Below are 19940 nucleotides of genomic sequence, written 5' to 3'. Positions count from 1 at the left end.
CGTTCAGCGGTCCCAGGCTTCGAGAAAACGGTTCAAATGCGGCTTGTCGGCCTCGGTCAGTGCATCGCGGAGTCGCCGGCACTCGGTCTCATAGCCACTGGCGTCCAGGCCGCCGCGCATCCACTCGAAGCGCAACCACAGCAGATAGGTATTGAGCACATCGTGTTCGCAATAATCACGCACCGCGGCAAAGTCGCCTTGCTCGATATGTTCGCGCACCGCCGCGCCGCTCATGCCCAGCTTGCCCGGGAATCCGCACAGCGTGGCGACCTGATCGAGCGGTGCCACCGCCCGGGCCGAAAACCCCGCCAGGACATCCATTAAATCGGTATGCCGGTCGTGGAAGCGATTGTGGTAGTTGTTGTACCGAAAGCTCCGGTCCTGGTCGCCGGTGTCCCAGTAGCGCGGCGCGCTGATGCCATGCATCAACGCCCGGTAATGCAATACCGGCAGGTCAAACCCGCCGCCATTCCAGCTCACCAGACGCGGGACGTAGCGCTCGATGCCGTCAAAGAAACGCTCGATGAGTGAGGCCTCGTCATTGCCGCCCTCCCCCAGCGAGAAGACGGTGAATTTCTCGCCGATTTTCGCCGCCACCGAAATCACCACGATCCGGTGTAGGGGCAGACGCAGGAAATCGTTGCCGGCCTCTTCGCGCCGCAGCGCGAGCATGGCCTCGGCGGCATCATGATCGTCCAGCCCATCGAGTCCGTGGAGCCGCCGGCCGCCGGCGACATCGGGGACGGTCTCGATGTCAAAGGCGAAGATGTTCATCGATCCGGAAAGACGCCGCTTGAGAGATAGCGATCGCCCCGGTCGCAGACAATGCTCACGATGGTGGCATTCTCGAGCTCGCGGGCGATCTGCAGCGCCGCCCAGAGGGTCCCGCCACTGGAGATGCCGGCAAGAATCCCTTCCTCGGCGGCAAGCCGCCGGGTCATCTCCTCGGCCTCGTGCTGGGCAACCTCCACGACACGGTCTACCCGGTGCGATTCATAGATGGCCGGCAGGTAGGCCTCGGGCCATTTGCGAATCCCCGGAATGCTGGCGCCCTCACGGGGCTGGGCACCGATGATCTGGATGGCGGGGTTCTGCGCTTTGAGATAGCGCGAGACGCCCATGGTGGTGCCGGTCGTCCCCATCGAGGCCACAAAATGGGTGACCGTCCCGGCGGTGTCGCGCCAGACCTCGGGGCCGGTCCCGTTGTAGTGGGCGCCCCAGTTATCGGGGTTGGCGAACTGATCCAGCACCCGGCCGCGGCCTTCGGCCTGCAGGCGCATGGCCAGATCCCGGGCGCCCTCCATGCCCTCGTCCTTGGTGACCAGCATCAGCTCGGCGCCGTAGGCACGCATCGAGGCACGGCGTTCCATGGTCATGTTCTCGGGCATGATCAGCACCATGCGGTAGCCCTTGACCGCCGCCGCCATCGCCAGCGCGATGCCCGTATTGCCGCTGGTCGCCTCGATGAGGGTATCACCGGGGCGGATTTCACCGCGGGCTTCGGCCTGGGTGATCATGTTAAGCGCCGGGCGATCCTTGACCGAACCGGCCGGGTTGTTGCCCTCGAGCTTGAGCAACACCGTGTTGGATCCGGTATCCGCCAGTCGCTGGAGCTGCACCAGGGGGGTATTGCCGACGCACTGATCAACGGTTGGATAAGTCATGTAGGAATTGTAAATCATTATACTTTAGCCATGCAGATCGAGCCGATTGCCACCATCCGCAGTGACTTCGAGGCCCGTTTCGGGACACCTCGCCAGCCGGGCCTGGTGCCCGAGGCCCGAGCCGAAGTGGTGCTCACACCGCCCTATGCCCACCCTGAGGCGCTGCGCGGTCTGGAAGCCTGCAGCGATATCTGGCTTGTCTTTGGCTTTCACGCCATGCCCGCCGGTGACTGGCGACCAACCGTCCGCCCGCCCCGGCTGGGTGGCAATCAGCGTCTGGGGGTTTTTGCCACCCGCTCGCCCTATCGGCCCAATCGGCTGGGATTGTCACTGGTCCGGCTCGAGGGCCGCCTCAGCGGACCATCCGTGGGCCTGGCCATTTCGGGCCAGGACCTGATGGATGGCACCCCGGTTTACGATATCAAGCCCTATCTGCCCGCCATTGAATCCCGCCCGGCGGCCATCCCACCCAGCGGGTTCGAGAAAACACCGGACGAACTGCCGGTGACCTGGGAGACGGCCGCCCGTCAGAGCGCCATGCGCCACGGTGCGTCGCTGGTGCGACTGATCGAGCAGACCATCGCCGCCGACCCGCGCCCGGCCTATCACCGACGTCGGGCCGACGAGCGCTACGGCATGATCCTGCTCGGCCACGAGGTGCGCTGGCGGGTACGCGATGAAACTGCCCGGGTCACCGGGGTCTTCCCCCGGGATCCGGCCCGCGAGGCCTAGCGCCGTGGCTCAGACATCGGCTCGTGGGATGCGCTGCTGCCAGTTGCGTGAAAACACTCGGTCCTCCCCCTCCCAGGCATCCAGCTCGGCGACCACGTAAAACGCCTGCGCATCAGACCGCAGCAAGGTCCGGGTGCGTGTGCGAATGCGCCAGTCATCGCGGTGGAATTCGCGATTGGCGATGACCTCACCCTCGATGCTGTCAAACTCATCGGCGACCGATCGGTAAGACTCCCAGGTATGATGACGCAGGGTCAGATCCACATCGGGCAGATACTTCTCGCCCTCGTCCATGATGACCTCGAGTTCCGAGGCCGATGTCTCGAGGTCGCGATGAACCCGCCACCGGTACTCGGGCTCTTGGTGCTGGGTGAGCACCGCCGAGCCATCCGCGGGGGGGGAGGCAAAGCGCACCGGCTGGAGTCCCCTGGATGGATCACACACCGGCAGCGCGAGCGCGGTCCCGGACCCGATGACGCTGAGATTGACTGGCTCTGGCGGCGGCCAGGCCAGCGGCCAGTAAGAGGTCGACAGTGACAGCCGCAGCCGATGCTCTGCGAAGAAACGATGGCCCAAATGGTTGAGGTCGACCTCGACGGTGTAGGTCGTCCCCGGCGTCAGAGCCTCTGAGTCGGCATGATCGGTGGTGTGGTTGAGGTTCCGCACCCCGTAGGTCACCCGGGTGGCCTTGCCGTCCGGGGCCACATCCGAGAGCCGCGCCGCCACCTGGGCGACCGGCCGGTCGACCTGAAAACACAGCCTTAGCCGGGGGGCGCCGAGCAGTTCCATGGCCTCGGTGAGTGGCGCGGTCTCGAATACCAGCGCGCCACCGTCCTCCTCGCGTTGATCATAGGGCAGATCCGGGCCCACCGAGTAACTGCACCATTTACCGGCGAAAAGCCCGAGGCTTAGCGGTGACTGGAGGCTGAATGGCTGTTCATCGGGCGCCATGGGCTGGTCTGCGAGATACCCTCCGCGCGCTGGAAAGAGCCAGCGCTCGGTAATGCCGTCGGATGGCCAGGTGTCTACGCCCACCCAACGCCCCGGCCGGCGACGGTAACGGGTGGCCGGCTCGGCCGCCTCCTGGATCCAGGCGCGCAGCATCGGCTCGTCCATAATCCCGGTATCCCGGCCTTTCAGCCAGCGGTCCCACCACCGCAGGGTCTCGCCCTGGAAGTCTATCGCCGGGCCAGGCACGCCCTGGTGGGGGTATTTGTGGCTCCACGGGCCGATCAGTCCCTGGCGCGGGACGTGCAGATGCTCGAGCAGCCGGAACACCGCGTCGGTGTATCCATCCGCCCAGCCACTGACCGCCATCACCGGGCATTCAATGGCCTTGTAGTCCTCGCAGACCGAACCGTGTTGCCAGTAGGCATCCCGATGCTGGTGCGACAACCACTCGATCAGCCACGGCTCGTTGGCCTCAAGCCGCTGATGCCACTGGGCCCGCCAGTCCGCGCCCCGCAGCGCCGGGTCAGGGGGGAGGCTGTTGTAAGCAAACATCACCGACGCCCACGAGAGGTTGTCGCCGAGCAGGCATCCACCCATGTAGTGAACGTCATCGGCGTAGCGATCATCGCTCGAGCAGACGGTGACGATGGCCTTGAGTGCCGGCGGACGCATGGCGGCAATCTGCAGGCCGTTGAACCCGCCCCACGAGATACCGATCATCCCGACACGGCCGTCACACCAGGGTTGATCGGCGAGCCATTGCACCACGGCATAGCCATCGTCGAGTTCCTGCTGACAGTACTCATCACCAAGGATGCCGCCGGATTCGCCGCTGCCGCGCAGATCGACCCGCACGCTGACATAACCATGCCCGGCGAAATGGCGATGGAGCGTCTCATCGCGGGCGCGTGTGTGGTCGCGCTTTCGGTAGGGAATGTATTCGACAATCGCTGGCACCGGCGATCGCACTGCATCGGCAGGGCGCCACAGCCGTGCCGAGAGCGTCACTCCATCGGCCATGGGTATGCGCAGATCCTCATCGATGTGGATGGTCATTCATCCTCCGCCGCCGGCTTGCCTCCTTGTGTCAGGGCAACACGGGCCGCCGGTGCGTTCCCCGTCTTGTCTTCGCCAAAGTAAAGCGTCATATGCGGATAAGGGATTTCGATGCCCGCCTCGTCAAAGACCTCCTTGACCAGCCGGTTGTAAGCACGCCCCACCGCCCACTGCATGCCGGCGGCGGTGCGGATGCGCACGCGGATGTTCACCGAGCTGTCGGCCAGCGCCGTCACCCCGTCGACCTCGAGCGCGCCGGTGACCGCATCACCCACCGCCTCATCGGCTTTCAGCCGCTCGTAGGCCTTGTGCAGATGGTTCACCACCTCGCCGATGTTCTCGCGATAGGCGACCCCGTACTCGCCCAGGTGGTAGCCAAAATCCCGGGTGTAATTGGAGACCGTATCCACCGACGAGAAAGGCACCACATGCAGGGTGCCGGTCAGATCCCTGAGCCCCAGCGAGCGAATGCTCAACCGCTCAACGGTCCCGCTGATACCCGCTGCGGTGATGAAATCATCGGTGTGAATGGCATCCTCGAGCTGGATGAACACCCCGGTGATGATGTCCTGGACAAGCTTCTGGGCGCCGAAGCCGACCGCCAGGCCGATGACACCGGCGCCGGCAAGCAGCGGACCGATATCGATCCCCAGCTCGGAGAGCGCCACCATCACACCCAGGGTGACAATGACAATGGCAAGCGCATTACGGAAAAGCGCCAGCAACGTCTTCTCGCGCGCCCCGGGCGCACCGCTTCCAGTGTCGGGGTTGAGCCGATCCTCGATCCAGCTGGCCGCCGCTAGCCAGGCCGCGAGCGACAGGATGGCCACCCCCAAAAGCCCCGCCAGGGCCCCGACCACCGACTGGCCGGCGGGACTCGCCAGCCAGGCCCAGAGGTTCCAGACGCCCCAGACATGGCCAATCAACCCAACAGCTGCCGCGGTGATCAGCGCATTGGCGGTGCGCTGGATCAGCGGGATCCAATGCCTCAGCCGCTGCTCGAGCATCGGCAGTCGTGCCCGGGCGGGCGGCGGGACATGCATGGGCGAGCGTGCAAAAAGCCCCACCCAGTGCCCCAGCAGACCGGCAAGGAGCCCGATGGCAATGGTCGCGCCGATCGCAAGCCCGGTATCAATCAGCGCCGAGGGCGGGCCCAGCAGCGCAACGGCGGCAAGGATCAGCGCGGCCAGCCCCACCCCCCAATGCCAGGCAATCCCCAGGACAAAGAGCAGCCCTCGCGACAACATGCCCGGCGTGCGGGCGCGCTGTGTGCGGATGACTGTCGATACCGGTGGGTGGGCCGATGCGAGCAAACGCTTTAACTGCAGCAACACCAAAGCCAGCACGATGGCCTCGAGCAGCTGCCCTGTCGCCGGCAGCACGACGGCGATGGACGGGACCACCAGCACTAGGCCGAACACCGCCAATGGCAACAATGCCTTGATGCTCGCCTGCCAGCTTGCTGCCGGCGCATCGGCGAGGGGCACCATCCGAAGCCCCGGGTAGTCCGGCGCCAGCGCCACCCGCGTTGCCATCGACAGAGAGCGCAGCATCGCCAGCGCTAATAGATAATGCAGGGCGGCCACCCGCGGCACCTCGCCGGTGACAAGGCCAAGCATCAGCAACGCATAGCCAACGCCCAGCATCAGGGCAATGCCCAGCGTCTCTATACCCAAGCGGCCCAACAACCCCAACAGGCGGCGGATCGAAGCCATGGCCCCCTGGCTTGCCAGCGCCCAGTGTTCGAGCCCCGCCAAGGCGCGGCCCGGGCGCCGGGCCGTCAGCTGGCTGACCGCGGTCACCAGGGCGAGAAAAACCACCAGACGCCCGGCGGCGACAGCGCTTTCCATCGATACTGTCGCGGCGATGAGTCGATCCAGGCCGCTGAGCTCGGCAATCAGCATGTTGGCCCACTGCGTCAGACCCTCGCGTCCCGCACTGATGAAAGAAGCGATATCCATGGATTCGATACTCATTGACTGCTCTGGCCCGAGAGAGGATAGCAGAGCCCGCCAACCCCGCCTTCCTGGCGGGTTCATAAAAATTTCACATGATCAGGCATTTTTCTGTTGCACTGCACAAACCCGTGGGTTATGATGCAGCGCAACAAGGTCGAATAGACCTTGGAACCAACCCGACAAGAGGATTCAGCGATGATGAATGAGAACTTTGACAAGATGACCGAGCAGGCCGAGAAGATGTTCATGGGCCCGAGCCGTGATTACGCCAAGCTGGCCGTGGACTACACCGAGCGTATGATCGAAGCGCAGATGGCGGCGGCCAAGGCCTACACCGAGATCGGTATGAAGCAGGCCCGTGCCGCCCTCGAGATCAAGGATCCCGAGGCGCTCAAGGCCTACGCCGAAGAGCAGCAGAAAGTGGCCAAGGACCTCTCGGAGAAGGTCAAGAGTGATGCCGAGAAGGTTGTCGCCATGAACCAGGACTTCGTCAACGAAGCCCGCAAGCTCGTCGAGAGCAACGTCAAAACGGCCACCGACACCGCCACCGAGGCGGCGAAGGCCACCAAATCCAACTGATCAGGTCACCCGATCAGGCCTCGAAGGCCGCCGGCGCAAGCCGGCGGCTTTTTTTTGTCCTACGCGGTGAGCGCCAGCACGCCGATCATCGCCGGCAGCGCCATGAAATGGCTGAGCAGGATGATGCTTGCGATCAGCGGGACATCCCCGTCCATCTGTGCGACAAGCACATACGAGGCGGCCGCCGATGGGCAGGCTAGCAACGTCAGCGCAACGCGCATCTCGGCATCACCCAGCCCGACCCACTGACCGATCAACCAACCCACCGCCGGCCCCAGGGCGGTTTTCATCAGCGCCGCCACCCATGCCCACGGATATTGCCCTCGTCCCATGCGACTGGCGTAGAGTCCGCCACCGATGCCGATGAGCGCCAATGGCAGGGCCATCTGCCCGAGCGCGGCCAATGTGCGGTCAACCGCGGTGGGCATCCTCACGCCGGCCAGCGCAAGCGCCAATCCCAGGAGGGTGGCAAGCAGAATGGGGTTGCTGACAAGCCCCCGCCCCACCCGTTGCAGCGCGGCCAGGGGATCACCCCGCCCGGGGACCTGCATGAGCGTCACCGCCAGGGTGTTGTAGGCGATCACCACCGGGACAATGGCCACCAATACCGAGGCCTCGATGGCCGCGGCCTGCGGGGTATTGGCGAAGGCGTAAACCACCACCGGCAGCCCGACAAAGACCAGATTGCCGCGAAATGCGCCATGGACAAACGTCACCGCCGATCGATCTGGCAACCGCCCCCACCAGGCGACCACCGAGGCAAGCGCGATGACCGCCGCCGTGGCACCAAAGAGCACCACCAAAAGCCCGCCGAGGCGCTCGAACGAGGGGGTCGCATCGCTGATGCGCACCACCAGCAGGGCCGGCAGCCCGACCCAATAGGTCAGGCGGTTGATCTCGCCCATGGCTGTGCTCGAGAGAAATCCGAGCCGGACCAGGCTCCAGCCCAGCGCAATCACCAGGACAACCGGCGCGAGGATCTGCGCGATGATGACCAGTGCCGGCGCCCCCTAGCGGTGATGCTCGTCGCGACGCTCGTACTCGCCCTCGATGACATGAGGGTCGTCACCCGCCCCCGGCGACTGCGGCCCGCCTCCGCCCGACGGGCCGACGCGGACACTCAGTCGGGCGAGCACCAGACGGACCAGCCACAAGCGGGTAAACGGCAAAAGGCAGACGAATCCGACCCCGTCCGTGACCAGACCGGGGGTGAGCAACAACACCCCGCCGATGACGAGCGCCACGCCCTCGAGCAGTTCGATGGCAGGCAAAGCGCCCTGATCCAGGTTGCCCCGGGCCCGGGCGAGCGTCTGTAGTCCTTGCTGTCGCAACAACGCCGCCCCGAGCATCGCGGTCAAAAGGCACAGCGCGATGGTTGGCAGCGCCCCAATCACTTGCCCGACCTCGATGAGCAGGAAAAGCTCAGCCAGGGGAACCGTCACAAAAAGCACAAGCAGTGTCGGCACATCGCCTCCGGTCTGGGATTGTCAGAGTGTCAAGGGTAACATTGCCTCGACCGGAACACGGATCGAGGGCGTGCCATGCGCAGGCTTTGCGGACAACGACTCTCAGTGCTCATCACCGCGGCGTTGCTATCCACCCAGGCCGTCGGCGCAGAGTTCGGGCGTTGTCTAGAGACGATCCGCAGCGATGCCATCGCCTCGGGCGTGCAGTCCACCACCGCCGATCGTCTGTTGACCGGTGTGACACCCAATCCGCGGGTCATCGAGCTGGATCGTCGTCAGCCCGAATTCGTCAGCACCCTGGGGGGATACCTTAAAAACAGGGTCAGTGCGTCGCGGATCCGCACCGGTCAAAAGCGGCTGAAAACCCATCAGGACCTACTCGCGCGGATCCAGCGCGACTACGGGGTGCCGGCCCGGTATCTGGTGGCGTTCTGGGGGCTTGAGACCAATTACGGACGTTTTGTCGGGACGATGAACACCGTCCAGTCCCTCGCAACACTGGCCTGTGACCGACGCCGCGGGGAGTTTTTCCGCGGCGAGTTGATCGCCGCCATGCAGCTGGTGGATCAGGGTACGCTCGAGCCCGACCAGCTGGCTGGCTCGTGGGCCGGCGCCCTTGGCAACTTTCAGTTTCTCCCGAGCGTCTACCGCGACCACGCGGTAGATGCGGATGGCGACGGTCGCCGCGATCTCTGGCAGAGTCTGCCGGATGCCATGGAATCGGCCGCGGCCTTTCTGCGTGAGCGGGGCTGGCAGCCCGGCGAGCGCTGGGGTCGCGAGGTGCTGCTGCCCGATGGTTTCGACTTCGCGCGCCTCGAAGACCAGCAGTCCGTCGCTGACTGGTCGGATCTGGGGGTGACAAAAGCCAGCGGCAATCCTCTGCCCGCGGTGGACATCCCCGCGCGGCTGCTGCTGCCAGCCGGCGTCGAGGGCCCGGCCTTTCTCGTCTATCCCAACTTCGATGTCATCATGCGCTGGAACCCATCCCGGCTCTATGCCCTTTCGGTCGGGCTTCTGGCCGATCGGCTGGCGGGTGCCGGAGCGCTGCGCAACCCGCCGCCGGCACAGCCTGCCATGCCGATCCCCACCGTGCGGGCACTGCAGCGGCGTTTGAATGCCCTGGGTCATGACGCCGGGCCGGTTGACGGCCGGGTGGGCCCGCAGACACGCGCGGCACTGCGCACCTATCAAAAGGCCGCCGGCCTCATCGCCGATGGCTACCCGGATACCGAGACGTTGCGCGCGCTGGGTGTCAGAGCGAATACAATTGACGGTTGAATCAAACGGCAAAGCAGCAGGGAGATGGCAAGCATGTGGAGTGATTTGATCAAACGCTGGATGGATATGGCGCTGTGGTGGGTGCCTGGCCGTAATGGGGACGCTGCCGATCCCACCGGCCCGGCGGACACCCGGCAGGCAACCCCCCGGCCGCAACAGCCCAAGCCGGCGTCCGAGCCGGCCGGTGAAGCCGTGTCCGCGGGCTCAGATCCGACCACTGCGCCGGAGGATCTGACCACCATCAAGGGGATCGGCCCGGCGATGGAAAAACGACTCAACAAACTGGGCATCCACACCCGTGCCGAGCTTGCCGCGGCGAATCCTTCCGGGCTGACGGCAAAGCTCAAAGCCGACAAGGCCGTGGTGTCGGAGTCGCAGGTCTCGGCCTGGGTCACGGCCGCGGGTCAGCCCTAGCGCGGTAACACCGGCCGGCGGCTACTTCGCGGCGCTGGCTGGCTGAGGCTCGGCGGTCTCGCGTTGGATGTGTTCGGCGCTGGCCGGTCCGGCGGCCTGAACGGCCGCGTCGGCCACGTCGGTATAGGCGGCGAAGTTTTGGTGGAATAACGCGGCCAGCTCGGCAGCGGCTTCGAGATAGCCGCGACGGCTGGGCCAGCCACTCATGGGGTCAAGCACCTCGTTGGGTACGCCCGGACAATGATCCGGCACCGACAGACCAAAGACGGGGTCCGTCCAGAAGCCCACCGACTCGAGCGCGTTGTCGTGGATGGCATCGATCATGGCGCGTGTATACCCCAGCGGGATGCGCCGGCCGATGCCGTAAGGCCCGCCCGTCCAGCCGGTGTTGATCATCCACACGCGCGAGCCCGTCTGCTCGATGCGCTCGGCAAGCATCCGAGCGTAGACGGCGGGATGCCGGACCAGAAACGGTGCCCCGAAACAGGCCGAAAAGGTGGCCTGAGGCTCGGTCACGCCCATCTCAGTGCCGGCGACCTTGGCCGTATAGCCGCTGATGAAGTGATACATCGCCTGCTCGGCAGTCAACCGACTGACCGGTGGCAGCACGCTGAAGGCATCACAGGTCAGCAGGATGATATCCCGCGGATGCCCGCCTACACCCGGCAATTGCGCGTTGTCGACATGCTCGATGGGGTAGGCACAGCGCGTGTTCTGGGTGATCCGGTCGTCGCTGTAATCGATGGCACCGTTGTCCGGGTCGCGGACCACGTTCTCAAGAACGGCGCCGAAGCGGATCGCCGCGCTGATCTGCGGCTCGGCCTCGGGCGAGAGGTCGATCACCTTGGCATAGCAGCCACCCTCGATATTGGCGATGCCCTGATCGCTCCAGCAATGTTCGTCATCGCCGATGAGCCGTCGGCGTGGATCGGCCGACAAGGTGGTCTTACCGGTACCCGAGAGCCCGAAGAAAAGCGACACCTGGCCATCCACACTGGCATTGGCCGAGCAGTGCATCGATAAGATCCCCCGCGCCGGCATGAGGTGGTTCATTAAGGTGAAAACGCCCTTTTTCATCTCACCGGCATACTCGGTGCCAAGAATGACCAACTCGCCGCGAGCAAAGCTAAGGGCGATACTCGTCGGGCTGTCTACGCCGTCAATGCCGGTGTCCGCCGGGTGGCGGCCCGCGTTAATGATGGTGACATCAGGCGTATCGAAGCCAGGCTGACCCCCGGCATCCGGCATGATCAGCATATTGCGCATGAAAAGCGCATGATACGGACGTTCACAGATTACCCGAACGGCCACCCGGCTGCCGGCATCGGCACCGGCCCAGCCGTCGACCACATAGACCCGTTCGGCCCGATCCAGATGCCCCACCGCCTGTTGCCGCAGCGCCGCAAAGGCCTCACCCGTCAAGGCCCGGTTGACCGGACCCCACCAGATATCGTTTTCGCTTTGTGCCTCCCGAACAATGCGTTTATCCCCCGGGCTGCGCCCGGTCTTCTCGCCGGAGAGGGCCACCAGTGCGCCGCTGTCCGCCAGGGTGGCGGCGGGGTCATGGCGCAGGGCATGTTCGTAGAGAATGGCGGTGGTGGGGTCCTTGTGTACGACCGGGCCGGTCAGGCCCAGTGGGCCGTTGTCCATGGCAGGCATCGGGGGTGATCTCCTCGGCATTCCCCGCGCTTTTCGCGCGATGTTCGTGTGAAAACAGTTTGCCAATCTTGCCCGGGGGTGACAACGTTGCAAGTCGCCACGACCATGCCGGGCCGCTATAATCTGCGGCCCAAAAAACGGCCGGGAATCGGGAGCGATAACGACATGGACGCCCACAATGCGGGCCTGGCCCAGCAGTTGGCCCCTTTTTTTGAACAACGCGATGACTGGGTAAATATCAGCGCCCCCCAGGGCAGTGGCTTCGCCAAACAGATCGCCGGCGACCATAACCCCATTCACGATATCGATGCGCCCCGGTTCTGCGTCCCCGGTGACCTGCTGTTCGCCCTGGTGGTGAGCCATTACGGGTTGAGTCACCGCATGCAGCTTGCTTTCAAGGGCATGCTCCGGGCCGACACGCCCCTGAAATTCCCGCCACTCCAGACCAACGCGCCCTTTGGCGTCGCGGATGAAAGCGGCAAGGCGTATGTCGAGGTCTCACACCAGGGTCGGCTGGACGTCACCGGGCCCGGCGTCTGGGCATTGGTCGCCGCCTATGTGGGATGGTCGGGGCAGACCTTTCCGGATCTGCTGCAGCCGCTGCTGGCCCGCCACGGGGTAATGTTCAATCCGCGCCGGCCTTTCGTGGTCTACGACCGCATGACACTGGCTTTGGACGAGCCACCTGATCGGGATGTCAGCCTCGAGCTCGAGGGCACCACGCTGGAGGTCAGCGGCAAGCGCGGCGATGCGGCGTTCCGGTTTGTCATCCGCAACCGCCAGACGGCCATTGGCGAGTGCGAAAAGCGCATGGTGATCAGTGGCTTGCGCGACTATGATGACGTCGAGATGACGGCAATGATCGAAGCCTATCGCCGCCGTCGCACTGAGGCGATGAACGGCTCATAGCCCATCATGCAAAAAGGCGGTGCCCACCGCCGCGGCCAGCATGATGGCAAGCAGCGCCCAGCCGGCCCAGGCCTGAGGGGTGAGCCCGGCCCGGGTCTCCCGGGATTGATCCACCCGGGCGCGACGCCGGCGGGCCTGGACCACCAGAACCACGATCAACGTGATCAGCGCCGTTAACAGTATCTGCCTGAACAATAGCGGCTCCCCTACTCGACCCGGCAGGCATAGACATCGCCCGAACCCGCATCATCGGCGTTGTGATCCATCCAAGCAAGCAGATCGGCTTCATCCACCCATCGATCGAACTCGAGCCGCCGGCGCTCGCCACGGGTGACATTAAACCGGTAGGGGCCGAGCCGATCGAGGTGATGCAGGCATTGTTCCATCGCGGCGCGATGGCCGGCGAGATATTCGAACGAAAGCATCGGCACCGCCTGGTCCAGACCCGCAAGCACTGAGGGCTCAGCGCCCTCGACGTCGATTTTGCAAAAACCCGGCATCCCGTAGCGCCCGATCAGTTGCGAGAGCGTGACGACCTCGACCGTCTCTTGCTGATTCCACCGCACGTGAGAAAACCCGCCGCCGGCCCGACTCGCACGATCGCGCCAGGCGCTCGAGAGGGTTGCCAGCGTCGGATGCCGATCACTGACCGCCAGGCTGGCCTCACCGGCATGCTCGGCAACGGCCAGCTGCAACACCTCGGCGTCGGGATGGCGCCGAAGCCGCCAACGCAGATAGCCCTGGCAAGCGCTCTGGGGTTCACAGGCAACCACGCGCCCGCCAAGGGCGGCAAACGCCAAACTGCGGTCACCCAGGTGGGCGCCGATATCAAACACCCGATCGCCGGGCTGGATGAACGGTCGATAAAACCGCCTCAGACCGGGTTGGCGCCAGAACGCCCCATAGATCAGAAACGAGCGTAGCCAACCCATCCGTGCAGCCGGATTCATCGCAACCCTCCCGACACAACCCACAGCGCGCCGGCGACGATCACCGCGCCCAGTCCCAGGCCGACCCGCAGGGCCAGCCCCCGTCCGCCAAGACCAATGGCCAGTCCCATTTTGACCAGTGTATTGGCCATCGCGGCAATGAGGATGCCTTGTAGCGCCACCGCCGCGCCCAATTGCTCGCCGGCCATATTGCCCAGCGACAGGGTGATGGCATCCACATCCGTGAGGCCCGAGAGCAAGGCCATCAAATAGACGCCCGCATCCCCGGCAAGCCGTCGAAGCGCCTCGGCACCGAGCATGACCACCACCAGGATGACACCAAAACGCAACGCCGTGCCCAGTTCGAAGGGCGTTTGCAGTGCCGGCGACCGGGCGTTGTCCTGACCGTGGCCCGACTCGATGACCAGCCCCGCCGTCGCGGTCAGGCCCACGGCGGTGAGAATGGCCACCGGCAGATAAAGCCCGGCCAGAAGCCCCGGCGCCACGGCGGCCACCAGCACCAGTAGCCGGGGAAACATGGTCGTGCAGGCCAGCACGATCGCCGCGGCAAATAGTGGCTGTAGTGATCGTTGCTGACGGGCCGCCCGCGAGAGCGTGAGGGTGAGCGCCGTCGATGAGGCGAGCCCGGCAAACAGACCGGTAAAGAGCACGCCCCGCCGCGAGCCGACGATGCGCACGGCAAAATGCCCGACAAACCCGATGGCACTGATTAGCACCACCATCAGCCAGATCTGGTAGGGGTTGAGCACGTTCCAGGGGCCATAGCCACTGCGCGGCAGCAGCGGCAGCAATACCGCCGATATCAACGCCAGTTGGAGGATCGCGCGGATTTCGGGGCCGTCCAGCCAGACCAAAAAGGCATGGAGACGGGGTTTGAAGCCAAGCACGACCGCCGTGACCACACCCCCGGCGAGCGCCAGCAGCGCCTGACCGGCGGTGGCAAGGACCCCCAGAAGGAACACCAGCACGCCGGCCACTTCGGTGGTAATGCCCATATCGTCTTGCCGCCAGGCCGACCGGCGATAGCCCAGCACCAAAAGCGCGATCACGCCGGCAAGGGCCACGGGCACAACCCACGCCCCCGCCCGCTCACCGACGAGCCCCGCTACACCGCCTGCCAGCCCCATCAACGCAAAGGTCCGCAACCCGGCGACACGTCGCCCCTCGCCGTACTGGCGCAGGCGCCAGCCACGCTCCAGGCCCACCACCGCACCGATCATCAGCGCCACCAGCAGGCCGAGCGCATGTCCGGAGTCCATCATTGCGTTACCCTAGCGGTTTTATCTGCAGTGAAAGAAGCCATGCGCCGACTCTGGCTGATCGATGCAAGCTATATCCACGCCAACAATATCGCGCTTTTCGGCGCGAACCGGCGGATCGATTATCTGCGACTGCGCCAGCTGATCGAACAAGCGCTTGGCCCGCTGTGGCGAGGGTATTTCCTGAACGGCATCCAGGATGAGCCCAACGAGGGCCGGGACCGGTTCCACAACTGGCTGCAGACCGCCCTCCCACAGGGGCCCAATCTCATCGTCCAGCTCTACGGGCTCAAAAGCGAGCGGGTGCGACACGCCTGGTGTGCCGATTGCGGCACCCGCGTCGAACTCGCCTGCCCCCATGGCAACGGGCAGCATCGCCTGCACAACCAACGCCAGATGGGCGTTGATGTGGGGCTGGCGACACTGGCGCTGATCCATCAGGCCCGCTATGACAGCCTTGTGCTGTCCTCGGGCGACGGGGATCTGATCGATGCCATCACCCACATCACCGAGGCCGGCAAGGATCTGGAGCTGGCGGTTTTCAGCACCGGTGTCTCCACCGAGCTCCAGTCCCGTGCGGCCCGGGTGTTGTGGCTGGATGATCACGTCCCGGCACTCACCGGCGAAGCCGGCGGGCCGGGCACCGATCACCGCCCGTAGCCGCGGGATACGGACCGGGGCGGCGGACTAGTCCGATTCAGGCAAACCCTGATGGCCCATGGGCCGGGCCTGGTCCAAACGGGGGTGCTGGCTGCAGAACGCCTCATGCAGCGCCCCGGTTTGCGACTCTTCGGCGTCCATGGCCAGCAGCGTCTCGGCAACGGCATGGGTGCAGGCGAGCACATCCCTGGTGCAGCCACTCTCGGAGATGGTGTGCATGTTGCGGATCGGCATGCCCACCGAGGTGGCCGCACAGTCGACGTTGCCAAGCACACCGGCCATGCCGTCGGTACCGGTATCCGCGCCGACCACATCGCGCTGCATGGGAATGCCCTTGTCCTTGGCCACCGTCTCGATGCGGCGGTTGAGCTGCTCGCTGACGATCGCCCCGACGCTCATGGTAAAGCCTTTGCCCATTTCCACCGGCGCCATGCGCTTCTCGCCGATGCCCGGCGCGGCGACATAGTCGTGATTGACATCCACCCCGATGATGGCATCGGGCCGCATCTCACCGACCAGCACCCGGCTGCCGAACCGGCCGATCTCCTCATAGGTGGCCGCGGCAAAGAGCATGCGGATGTTCCGGGCCCCTTCCGCTTCGGCCACCAGTCGGGCGGCCTCGGCGGCGACAAAGCAGCCTAGTCCGTTATCCAGATAGGCACCGTAGAAGGTATCCGGCGAGAAACCATGGCGAATGGGCCGGTTCATGATGATGCTGTCGCCGGGGCGGATGCCCAGGGCCTCGACCTGCTTTTTCTTGTCGCTGCCATGGATCTGGAGCTCGACGTAGAGCTGCTCCTTGCGCACGCCCTTCTCGCCTGCCCGCAGCTTGGGGTCAGCAAAGTGAATGGCCCCCAGCGCCTCGACAGTCCCGCCGTCGAGACGGCGGTACTCGCCCGGCGCCTCGGGGGCTTCGCTGAAGATGCTCACCTCGTGGCCCAGCAGCGTCGTGGGCAGGAACGAATCGCTGTTGATCCAGACCTTGCCGTCGCTGCCAATGCTGCGCACCTGCATCCGGATCTTATCGGCGTGGCCGATGACCATCACGGTAAAAAGATCATCCCGACCGGGATGGGTATCAAGGACGATGCCGGCATGCCCTTTGAAGGTTTTCACGCCCCAGCCGTCGGGGGCGATCCGTTCGAAGTGTGGCCGCAGCACCCCCTCGGTCATTGCCGCTTCGAGGCCAATGGGGCTTGGCGCCGCCAGGATGTCGTGCATGAGCTGAAACTGCGCCTCGGGCATGGCACTGGACCAGGGCGTGGCTTGATTGGACATGGGATGCTCCCTTGTGCTGCGTCGCTACCGTGTGTGTCGATCAACCCGTAGGATAACGCGACATCACCAATCGGAGCAGCCATGTCGCGTTTCATCTGGCAGGGGCCATGGGGTGGGCTCGAGGTCAAAGCACGTGATGGGGCCATCGTCGCAAGCCGCTTTATCGCATCATCACCCCGGCCTGCCCCGGCGCCGCTGCCGGCGCCCTGGCGGCGCATGGACAACCTCCCCGTTGCGCTGACCGGGACTGGCTTTCAGCACGCGGTCTGGCAGGCATTGGCCGCGCTCGGGTGGGGGGCAACCACCAGCTACGGGGAACTGGCCCACCAGCTGGGGTGTCCGAGCGCGGCGCGGGCAGTCGCCGGCGCGGTGGCCCGCAACCCCGTGCCGGTGCTGCTACCCTGCCACCGGGTGGTACGCCGGGACGGCCGTTTAGGCGGCTATCTGGGCGGACTGCACCGAAAAAAACGACTCCTTGCCTGGGAACAGGCATCGATGCCCGAGCTGCCCACAATACGGATCATCCAATGCGAGTGACCCCACAGCCCGATCGTGAAACCGCCCTGGCCCGGCTTGCGGACTTCCTCCCCCATGCCGGCGAAGACTACGAGCGCTGGCGCAACCACGACTTTGGCCCCGGCGGCGGCAACCGGGTCTCCGGTCTATCGCCATGGCTGCGACATCGCCTGATCGGCGAGGACGAGGTCGTTGACGCGGTGCTCCGGCATCATGGCCTGGCGGCGGCGGAGAAGTTCATCCAGGAGGTCTGCTGGCGGACCTACTGGAAGGGGTTTCTCGAGCGTCGCCCCGTGCACTGGCGGGAATATCGCGATCACCTCGCCACCGGCCGGGCGCGTTTCTGTCGCGGCCGGGACAGTCGAGCGGCACTGGAAGCGGCCACGACCGGTCGCACGGGTATCGACTGTTTCGACGCCTGGGCCCGAGAGCTATGTGAGACCGGCTATCTCCACAATCACGCGCGGATGTGGTTTGCCAGTATCTGGGTATTTACACTCGAGCTGCCCTGGGCGCTTGGCGCGGATTTTTTCCTGCGTCATCTACTCGATGGCGACCCGGCTTCCAACACGCTGTCCTGGCGCTGGGTGGCCGGGCTGCATACCCCGGGCAAGACCTATCTGGCACGGCCACGAAACATCCGCAAATACAGCAACGACCGCTTCACCCCCGGCCCGGAGCTTGCCAGTGAGGCGCCGGCGCCGGAGGGCATCGAACGCCCGCCGCTGGGCCCGGTGCCCGCGCCGGTGGAACTGACGCCGGGCCCGGGGGATGCGCTTTTGATCACCGAAGAAGACCTCACCCCGGAGCGCCTGTTTCCGGCGGTGCAATGGCCACTGGCCGTTGCATTACAGACCACCGACTGGCGCAGCGATGCGCCGGTCAGCGACCAGGTCCGCGGGTTTGCCAACGCCGCGCTGGCCGATGCGTTGCAGCGTACCCATGCCGAACAGCGGCTGGGCCCGGTTCGTGAGGGCGATGGCGTGGGTGATTCACCGATCGTCGAGGCCTGCACCCATGCCGGCATCCGCCGGCTGATCACCCCCTATGTGCCCAACGGGCCGACCGCCGATGGCCTCGAGCCGCTGCGAGCGCGGCTGCAGGCCGCCGACATCGAGCTTGTCGGCGTCCCCCGGTACTGGGACCTGGACCACTGGCCAGCGGCCACCCATGGCTTTTTCCGCTTCTGGAAAGCCGCGCGGCCGCTGATCGAGGCCCGTCAGGCCGCGGCCGCCGAGTGATCGACCTCGAAGCCGAGCATTTCACAGGCGATGCCATAGCGTTGCAGCAGATCCTGGCGGTTGCGGCCGCCGAGGAAAAGCTCGGCGAGCTCATAACTGTAGCTGTCCTGAAAACGCAAATCGGACAGATCCTGCCCGCGCTCGACCTGGACCTTTAGAAGCGCCTCGGGGAATCGCGCCTTCAACCGCGCAATGTCCGCGGCATCCGGCACACGGGTGACCTGCCCGGGGCGGAATACGCGCAGCATGAATTTTGCCGCCATCGGGAAGCCGCCCTGGCGGTGGGGAAAATCCGGCGCGTCGCCCAGCCCCAGGTTGACCATGACCTGCAGGTGCGAGGCCCCATCGACCATGTGGAATAACGGCGAATGGGACTTCGAGCAGCGGGCATTGACCTCGAGCAACGCGATGGTGTCCGCATCACGGTGCCAGAAGAACTCCATGTTGAACGGCGCATTGTCATAGCCGGTCTGCGCCATCACCCGCCGCGCGGCATCGATCATGCGGGCCTGCACCCGCCGGGGCAGACGCGAGGGATACTGATAGCGCTGAAACGAAGACCGGTGCCGTCCCTCGCGGATGGAGTCGACAACGCCATAGACCTGGACTTGACCGTGGTGGACAAAACCCTCGAGGGTGCACTGCCGGCCGGCGCTGATGATCCCCTCGGCAATGCAGTGATAGCCGCCGATGCCCTCAATGGGCGCCGGGGCCCGAACCTTTGCCATGACCTCATCGAACGGCTCGCCGAACTGATGGATCCCTTCACGGATCCGGTCGATGGCCCGGCGAAACGCCTGACGATTGTGGATCCGGAAGCCCAGATAGGATGAGTGGGCCTTGATTGGCTTGAGCCAGAAGGGAAAATCCAGCTGCAGCGAAGCGGCCGGGTCGTCGGCGAACGGGTCAACGCAATCGAATGCCGGAATCAGCCCCGGCACCACCGCCTGTTGTTCGAGACGTGCCCAGTATTTGTGCTCCAGACGCAGCACCGCATCCAGTCCCGCACCGGCCAGGTTGCGGCGCTCGCGCAAAATGGGGACCAGAGCGCTGGTCGGAAAATCCCAATAGGTACAGACCGCATCGGCCCCTGGGCCAAACGCATCGAGGATGCGCTCGCTTTTGGCAAGCATCTCATCGACCGGAAAGCGCTCGGGGTGGATGGCCTCGTCGTGCTCGAGCAGCTGATGAAAGCCAAGCCGCTGTGACCCGGCAATGGTCGCGAGTTGCTGGCGGTGGAAATCATCCAGCCCGTAGATAAAGACATGGCGCTGCGCGGCCAAGCGACCTCCCTGCCCCGGCATCCGGGTCCTGCGGTGTTCACCGCATCGGGCCCTGCAAGCCACCGGGGAGTTCCTGCATTCAGTCGA

Annotated in this window: 20 protein-coding genes; 8 read left to right on the top strand and 12 right to left on the bottom strand. The window is 65.2% G+C overall.

Annotated features, from left to right (window positions below):
* Nucleotides 1-3: 3 nt before the first annotated feature.
* On the bottom strand, nt 4-774 hold the full coding sequence (locus tag V6X73_RS05815; RefSeq protein WP_367958526.1) for a 3'-5' exonuclease: 771 nt from the start codon (nt 772-774) through the stop codon (nt 4-6).
* Nucleotides 771-1664, bottom strand: coding sequence for a cysteine synthase CysM (gene cysM / locus V6X73_RS05810; protein WP_367958527.1), 894 nt, complete (start codon nt 1662-1664; stop codon nt 771-773). The genes V6X73_RS05815 and cysM overlap by 4 nt, the downstream gene beginning before the upstream one ends.
* Before the next feature lie 30 nt (nt 1665-1694).
* On the opposite strand from cysM, the gene tsaA reads away from it, so the two are divergent.
* Nucleotides 1695-2396, top strand: coding sequence for a tRNA (N6-threonylcarbamoyladenosine(37)-N6)-methyltransferase TrmO (tsaA, locus tag V6X73_RS05805; RefSeq protein ID WP_367958528.1), 702 nt, complete (start codon nt 1695-1697; stop codon nt 2394-2396).
* 9 nt (nt 2397-2405) lie between these two features.
* On the opposite strand, the gene V6X73_RS05800 is transcribed toward tsaA, so the two are convergent.
* Together V6X73_RS05800 and V6X73_RS05795 are read right to left on the bottom strand one after the other, a co-directional pair.
* On the bottom strand, nt 2406-4403 hold the full coding sequence (locus tag V6X73_RS05800; RefSeq protein ID WP_367958529.1) for a CocE/NonD family hydrolase: 1998 nt from the start codon (nt 4401-4403) through the stop codon (nt 2406-2408).
* Nucleotides 4400-6379, bottom strand: coding sequence for a mechanosensitive ion channel domain-containing protein (locus V6X73_RS05795; protein ID WP_367958530.1), 1980 nt, complete (start codon nt 6377-6379; stop codon nt 4400-4402). Before V6X73_RS05795 ends, V6X73_RS05800 begins: the two co-directional genes overlap by 4 nt.
* 177 nt (nt 6380-6556) lie before the next feature.
* Here V6X73_RS05795 and V6X73_RS05790 point away from each other — a divergent pair, with 177 nt between their 5' ends.
* A complete protein-coding gene (locus tag V6X73_RS05790; RefSeq protein ID WP_367958531.1) occupies nt 6557-6940 on the top strand; it encodes a phasin family protein in 384 nt (127 codons plus the stop codon).
* Between the two features lie 59 nt (nt 6941-6999).
* On the opposite strand, the gene V6X73_RS05785 is transcribed toward V6X73_RS05790, so the two are convergent.
* Together V6X73_RS05785 and V6X73_RS05780 are read right to left on the bottom strand one after the other, a co-directional pair.
* Nucleotides 7000-7920 carry an AEC family transporter gene (locus V6X73_RS05785; protein ID WP_367991074.1) on the bottom strand — a complete coding sequence of 307 codons (921 nt, stop codon included), beginning with the start codon at nt 7918-7920 and terminating at the stop codon, nt 7000-7002.
* A 30-nt stretch (nt 7921-7950) separates the two neighbouring features.
* Nucleotides 7951-8406 (bottom strand): FxsA family protein, encoded by a 456-nt coding sequence (locus V6X73_RS05780; protein WP_367958532.1) that lies wholly within the window; start codon nt 8404-8406, stop codon nt 7951-7953.
* A 75-nt stretch (nt 8407-8481) separates the two neighbouring features.
* Here V6X73_RS05780 and V6X73_RS05775 point away from each other — a divergent pair, with 75 nt between their 5' ends.
* Nucleotides 8482-9684 carry a lytic murein transglycosylase gene (locus V6X73_RS05775; protein ID WP_367958533.1) on the top strand — a complete coding sequence of 401 codons (1203 nt, stop codon included), beginning with the start codon at nt 8482-8484 and terminating at the stop codon, nt 9682-9684.
* Between the two features lie 24 nt (nt 9685-9708).
* Entirely contained in the window at nt 9709-10098 is a 390-nt protein-coding gene (locus V6X73_RS05770) for a DUF4332 domain-containing protein (protein WP_367972412.1), read from the top strand.
* 21 nt (nt 10099-10119) lie between these two features.
* Here the strand turns inward: V6X73_RS05770 and pckA are convergent, their stop codons facing one another.
* Nucleotides 10120-11757, bottom strand: coding sequence for a phosphoenolpyruvate carboxykinase (ATP) (gene pckA / locus V6X73_RS05765; RefSeq protein WP_367958535.1), 1638 nt, complete (start codon nt 11755-11757; stop codon nt 10120-10122).
* Between the two features lie 165 nt (nt 11758-11922).
* Here pckA and V6X73_RS05760 point away from each other — a divergent pair, with 165 nt between their 5' ends.
* A complete protein-coding gene (locus V6X73_RS05760; protein ID WP_367958536.1) occupies nt 11923-12666 on the top strand; it encodes a DUF3581 family protein in 744 nt (247 codons plus the stop codon).
* Here V6X73_RS05760 and V6X73_RS05755 read toward each other — a convergent pair.
* From V6X73_RS05755 to V6X73_RS05745, 3 genes are read right to left on the bottom strand one after another with little or no spacing between them, the layout of a single operon-like run.
* Nucleotides 12661-12861 carry a hypothetical protein gene (locus V6X73_RS05755; protein WP_367958537.1) on the bottom strand — a complete coding sequence of 67 codons (201 nt, stop codon included), beginning with the start codon at nt 12859-12861 and terminating at the stop codon, nt 12661-12663. The two genes, V6X73_RS05760 and V6X73_RS05755, sit on opposite strands and share 6 nt — an antisense overlap.
* 11 nt (nt 12862-12872) lie before the next feature.
* Nucleotides 12873-13616 carry an FkbM family methyltransferase gene (locus V6X73_RS05750; protein WP_367958538.1) on the bottom strand — a complete coding sequence of 248 codons (744 nt, stop codon included), beginning with the start codon at nt 13614-13616 and terminating at the stop codon, nt 12873-12875.
* A complete protein-coding gene (locus tag V6X73_RS05745; RefSeq protein ID WP_367958539.1) occupies nt 13613-14878 on the bottom strand; it encodes an MgtC/SapB family protein in 1266 nt (421 codons plus the stop codon). Before V6X73_RS05745 ends, V6X73_RS05750 begins: the two co-directional genes overlap by 4 nt.
* A gap of 39 nt (nt 14879-14917) precedes the next feature.
* On the opposite strand from V6X73_RS05745, the gene V6X73_RS05740 reads away from it, so the two are divergent.
* The gene (locus V6X73_RS05740; RefSeq protein WP_367981238.1) at nt 14918-15535 is read left to right on the top strand and encodes an NYN domain-containing protein; all 618 of its coding nucleotides are present in this window, start codon (nt 14918-14920) and stop codon (nt 15533-15535) included.
* A gap of 27 nt (nt 15536-15562) precedes the next feature.
* Here V6X73_RS05740 and V6X73_RS05735 read toward each other — a convergent pair whose 3' ends face one another.
* Nucleotides 15563-16813: a M28 family peptidase gene (locus V6X73_RS05735; RefSeq protein ID WP_367958542.1), complete on the bottom strand. Its 1251-nt coding sequence runs from the start codon at nt 16811-16813 to the stop codon at nt 15563-15565.
* Between the two features lie 81 nt (nt 16814-16894).
* Between V6X73_RS05735 and V6X73_RS05730 the strand changes: the two genes are divergently transcribed.
* The gene (locus V6X73_RS05730; RefSeq protein ID WP_367958544.1) at nt 16895-17350 is read left to right on the top strand and encodes a methylated-DNA--[protein]-cysteine S-methyltransferase; all 456 of its coding nucleotides are present in this window, start codon (nt 16895-16897) and stop codon (nt 17348-17350) included.
* Nucleotides 17341-18570 carry an FAD-binding domain-containing protein gene (locus V6X73_RS05725; RefSeq protein ID WP_367958546.1) on the top strand — a complete coding sequence of 410 codons (1230 nt, stop codon included), beginning with the start codon at nt 17341-17343 and terminating at the stop codon, nt 18568-18570. The genes V6X73_RS05730 and V6X73_RS05725 overlap by 10 nt, the downstream gene beginning before the upstream one ends.
* Here the strand turns inward: V6X73_RS05725 and V6X73_RS05720 are convergent.
* Nucleotides 18549-19853 carry an ATP-grasp domain-containing protein gene (locus V6X73_RS05720; RefSeq protein WP_367958547.1) on the bottom strand — a complete coding sequence of 435 codons (1305 nt, stop codon included), beginning with the start codon at nt 19851-19853 and terminating at the stop codon, nt 18549-18551. The genes V6X73_RS05725 and V6X73_RS05720 overlap by 22 nt on opposite strands.
* Between the last annotated feature and the right edge of the window lie 87 nt (nt 19854-19940).

This window comes from Spiribacter pallidus (assembly GCF_040838495.1).
Classification (GTDB): Bacteria; Pseudomonadota; Gammaproteobacteria; order Nitrococcales; family Nitrococcaceae; genus Spiribacter; species Spiribacter pallidus.
This window is presented reverse-complemented; position numbering and strand designations above follow the sequence as displayed.

Excerpts from the sequence above, each read along its gene's own strand:
- V6X73_RS05725 (WP_367958546.1), top strand. The coding sequence starts at position 17,341 with ATGCGAGTGACCCCACAGCCCGATCGTGAAACCGCCCTGGCCCGGCTT.
- V6X73_RS05770 (WP_367972412.1), top strand. The coding sequence starts at position 9,709 with ATGGCAAGCATGTGGAGTGATTTGATCAAACGCTGGATGGATATGGCG.
- V6X73_RS05740 (WP_367981238.1), top strand. The coding sequence starts at position 14,918 with ATGCGCCGACTCTGGCTGATCGATGCAAGCTATATCCACGCCAACAAT.
- V6X73_RS05730 (WP_367958544.1), top strand. The coding sequence starts at position 16,895 with ATGTCGCGTTTCATCTGGCAGGGGCCATGGGGTGGGCTCGAGGTCAAA.
- V6X73_RS05750 (WP_367958538.1), bottom strand. The coding sequence starts at position 13,616 with ATGAATCCGGCTGCACGGATGGGTTGGCTACGCTCGTTTCTGATCTAT.
- V6X73_RS05800 (WP_367958529.1), bottom strand. The coding sequence starts at position 4,403 with ATGACCATCCACATCGATGAGGATCTGCGCATACCCATGGCCGATGGA.
- V6X73_RS05815 (WP_367958526.1), bottom strand. The coding sequence starts at position 774 with ATGAACATCTTCGCCTTTGACATCGAGACCGTCCCCGATGTCGCCGGC.
- V6X73_RS05760 (WP_367958536.1), top strand. The coding sequence starts at position 11,923 with ATGGACGCCCACAATGCGGGCCTGGCCCAGCAGTTGGCCCCTTTTTTT.
- V6X73_RS05790 (WP_367958531.1), top strand. The coding sequence starts at position 6,557 with ATGATGAATGAGAACTTTGACAAGATGACCGAGCAGGCCGAGAAGATG.
- V6X73_RS05775 (WP_367958533.1), top strand. The coding sequence starts at position 8,482 with ATGCGCAGGCTTTGCGGACAACGACTCTCAGTGCTCATCACCGCGGCG.
- tsaA (WP_367958528.1), top strand. The coding sequence starts at position 1,695 with ATGCAGATCGAGCCGATTGCCACCATCCGCAGTGACTTCGAGGCCCGT.
- V6X73_RS05735 (WP_367958542.1), bottom strand. The coding sequence starts at position 16,813 with ATGTCCAATCAAGCCACGCCCTGGTCCAGTGCCATGCCCGAGGCGCAG.
- pckA (WP_367958535.1), bottom strand. The coding sequence starts at position 11,757 with ATGCCTGCCATGGACAACGGCCCACTGGGCCTGACCGGCCCGGTCGTA.
- V6X73_RS05795 (WP_367958530.1), bottom strand. The coding sequence starts at position 6,379 with ATGAGTATCGAATCCATGGATATCGCTTCTTTCATCAGTGCGGGACGC.
- cysM (WP_367958527.1), bottom strand. The coding sequence starts at position 1,664 with ATGACTTATCCAACCGTTGATCAGTGCGTCGGCAATACCCCCCTGGTG.
- V6X73_RS05745 (WP_367958539.1), bottom strand. The coding sequence starts at position 14,878 with ATGATGGACTCCGGACATGCGCTCGGCCTGCTGGTGGCGCTGATGATC.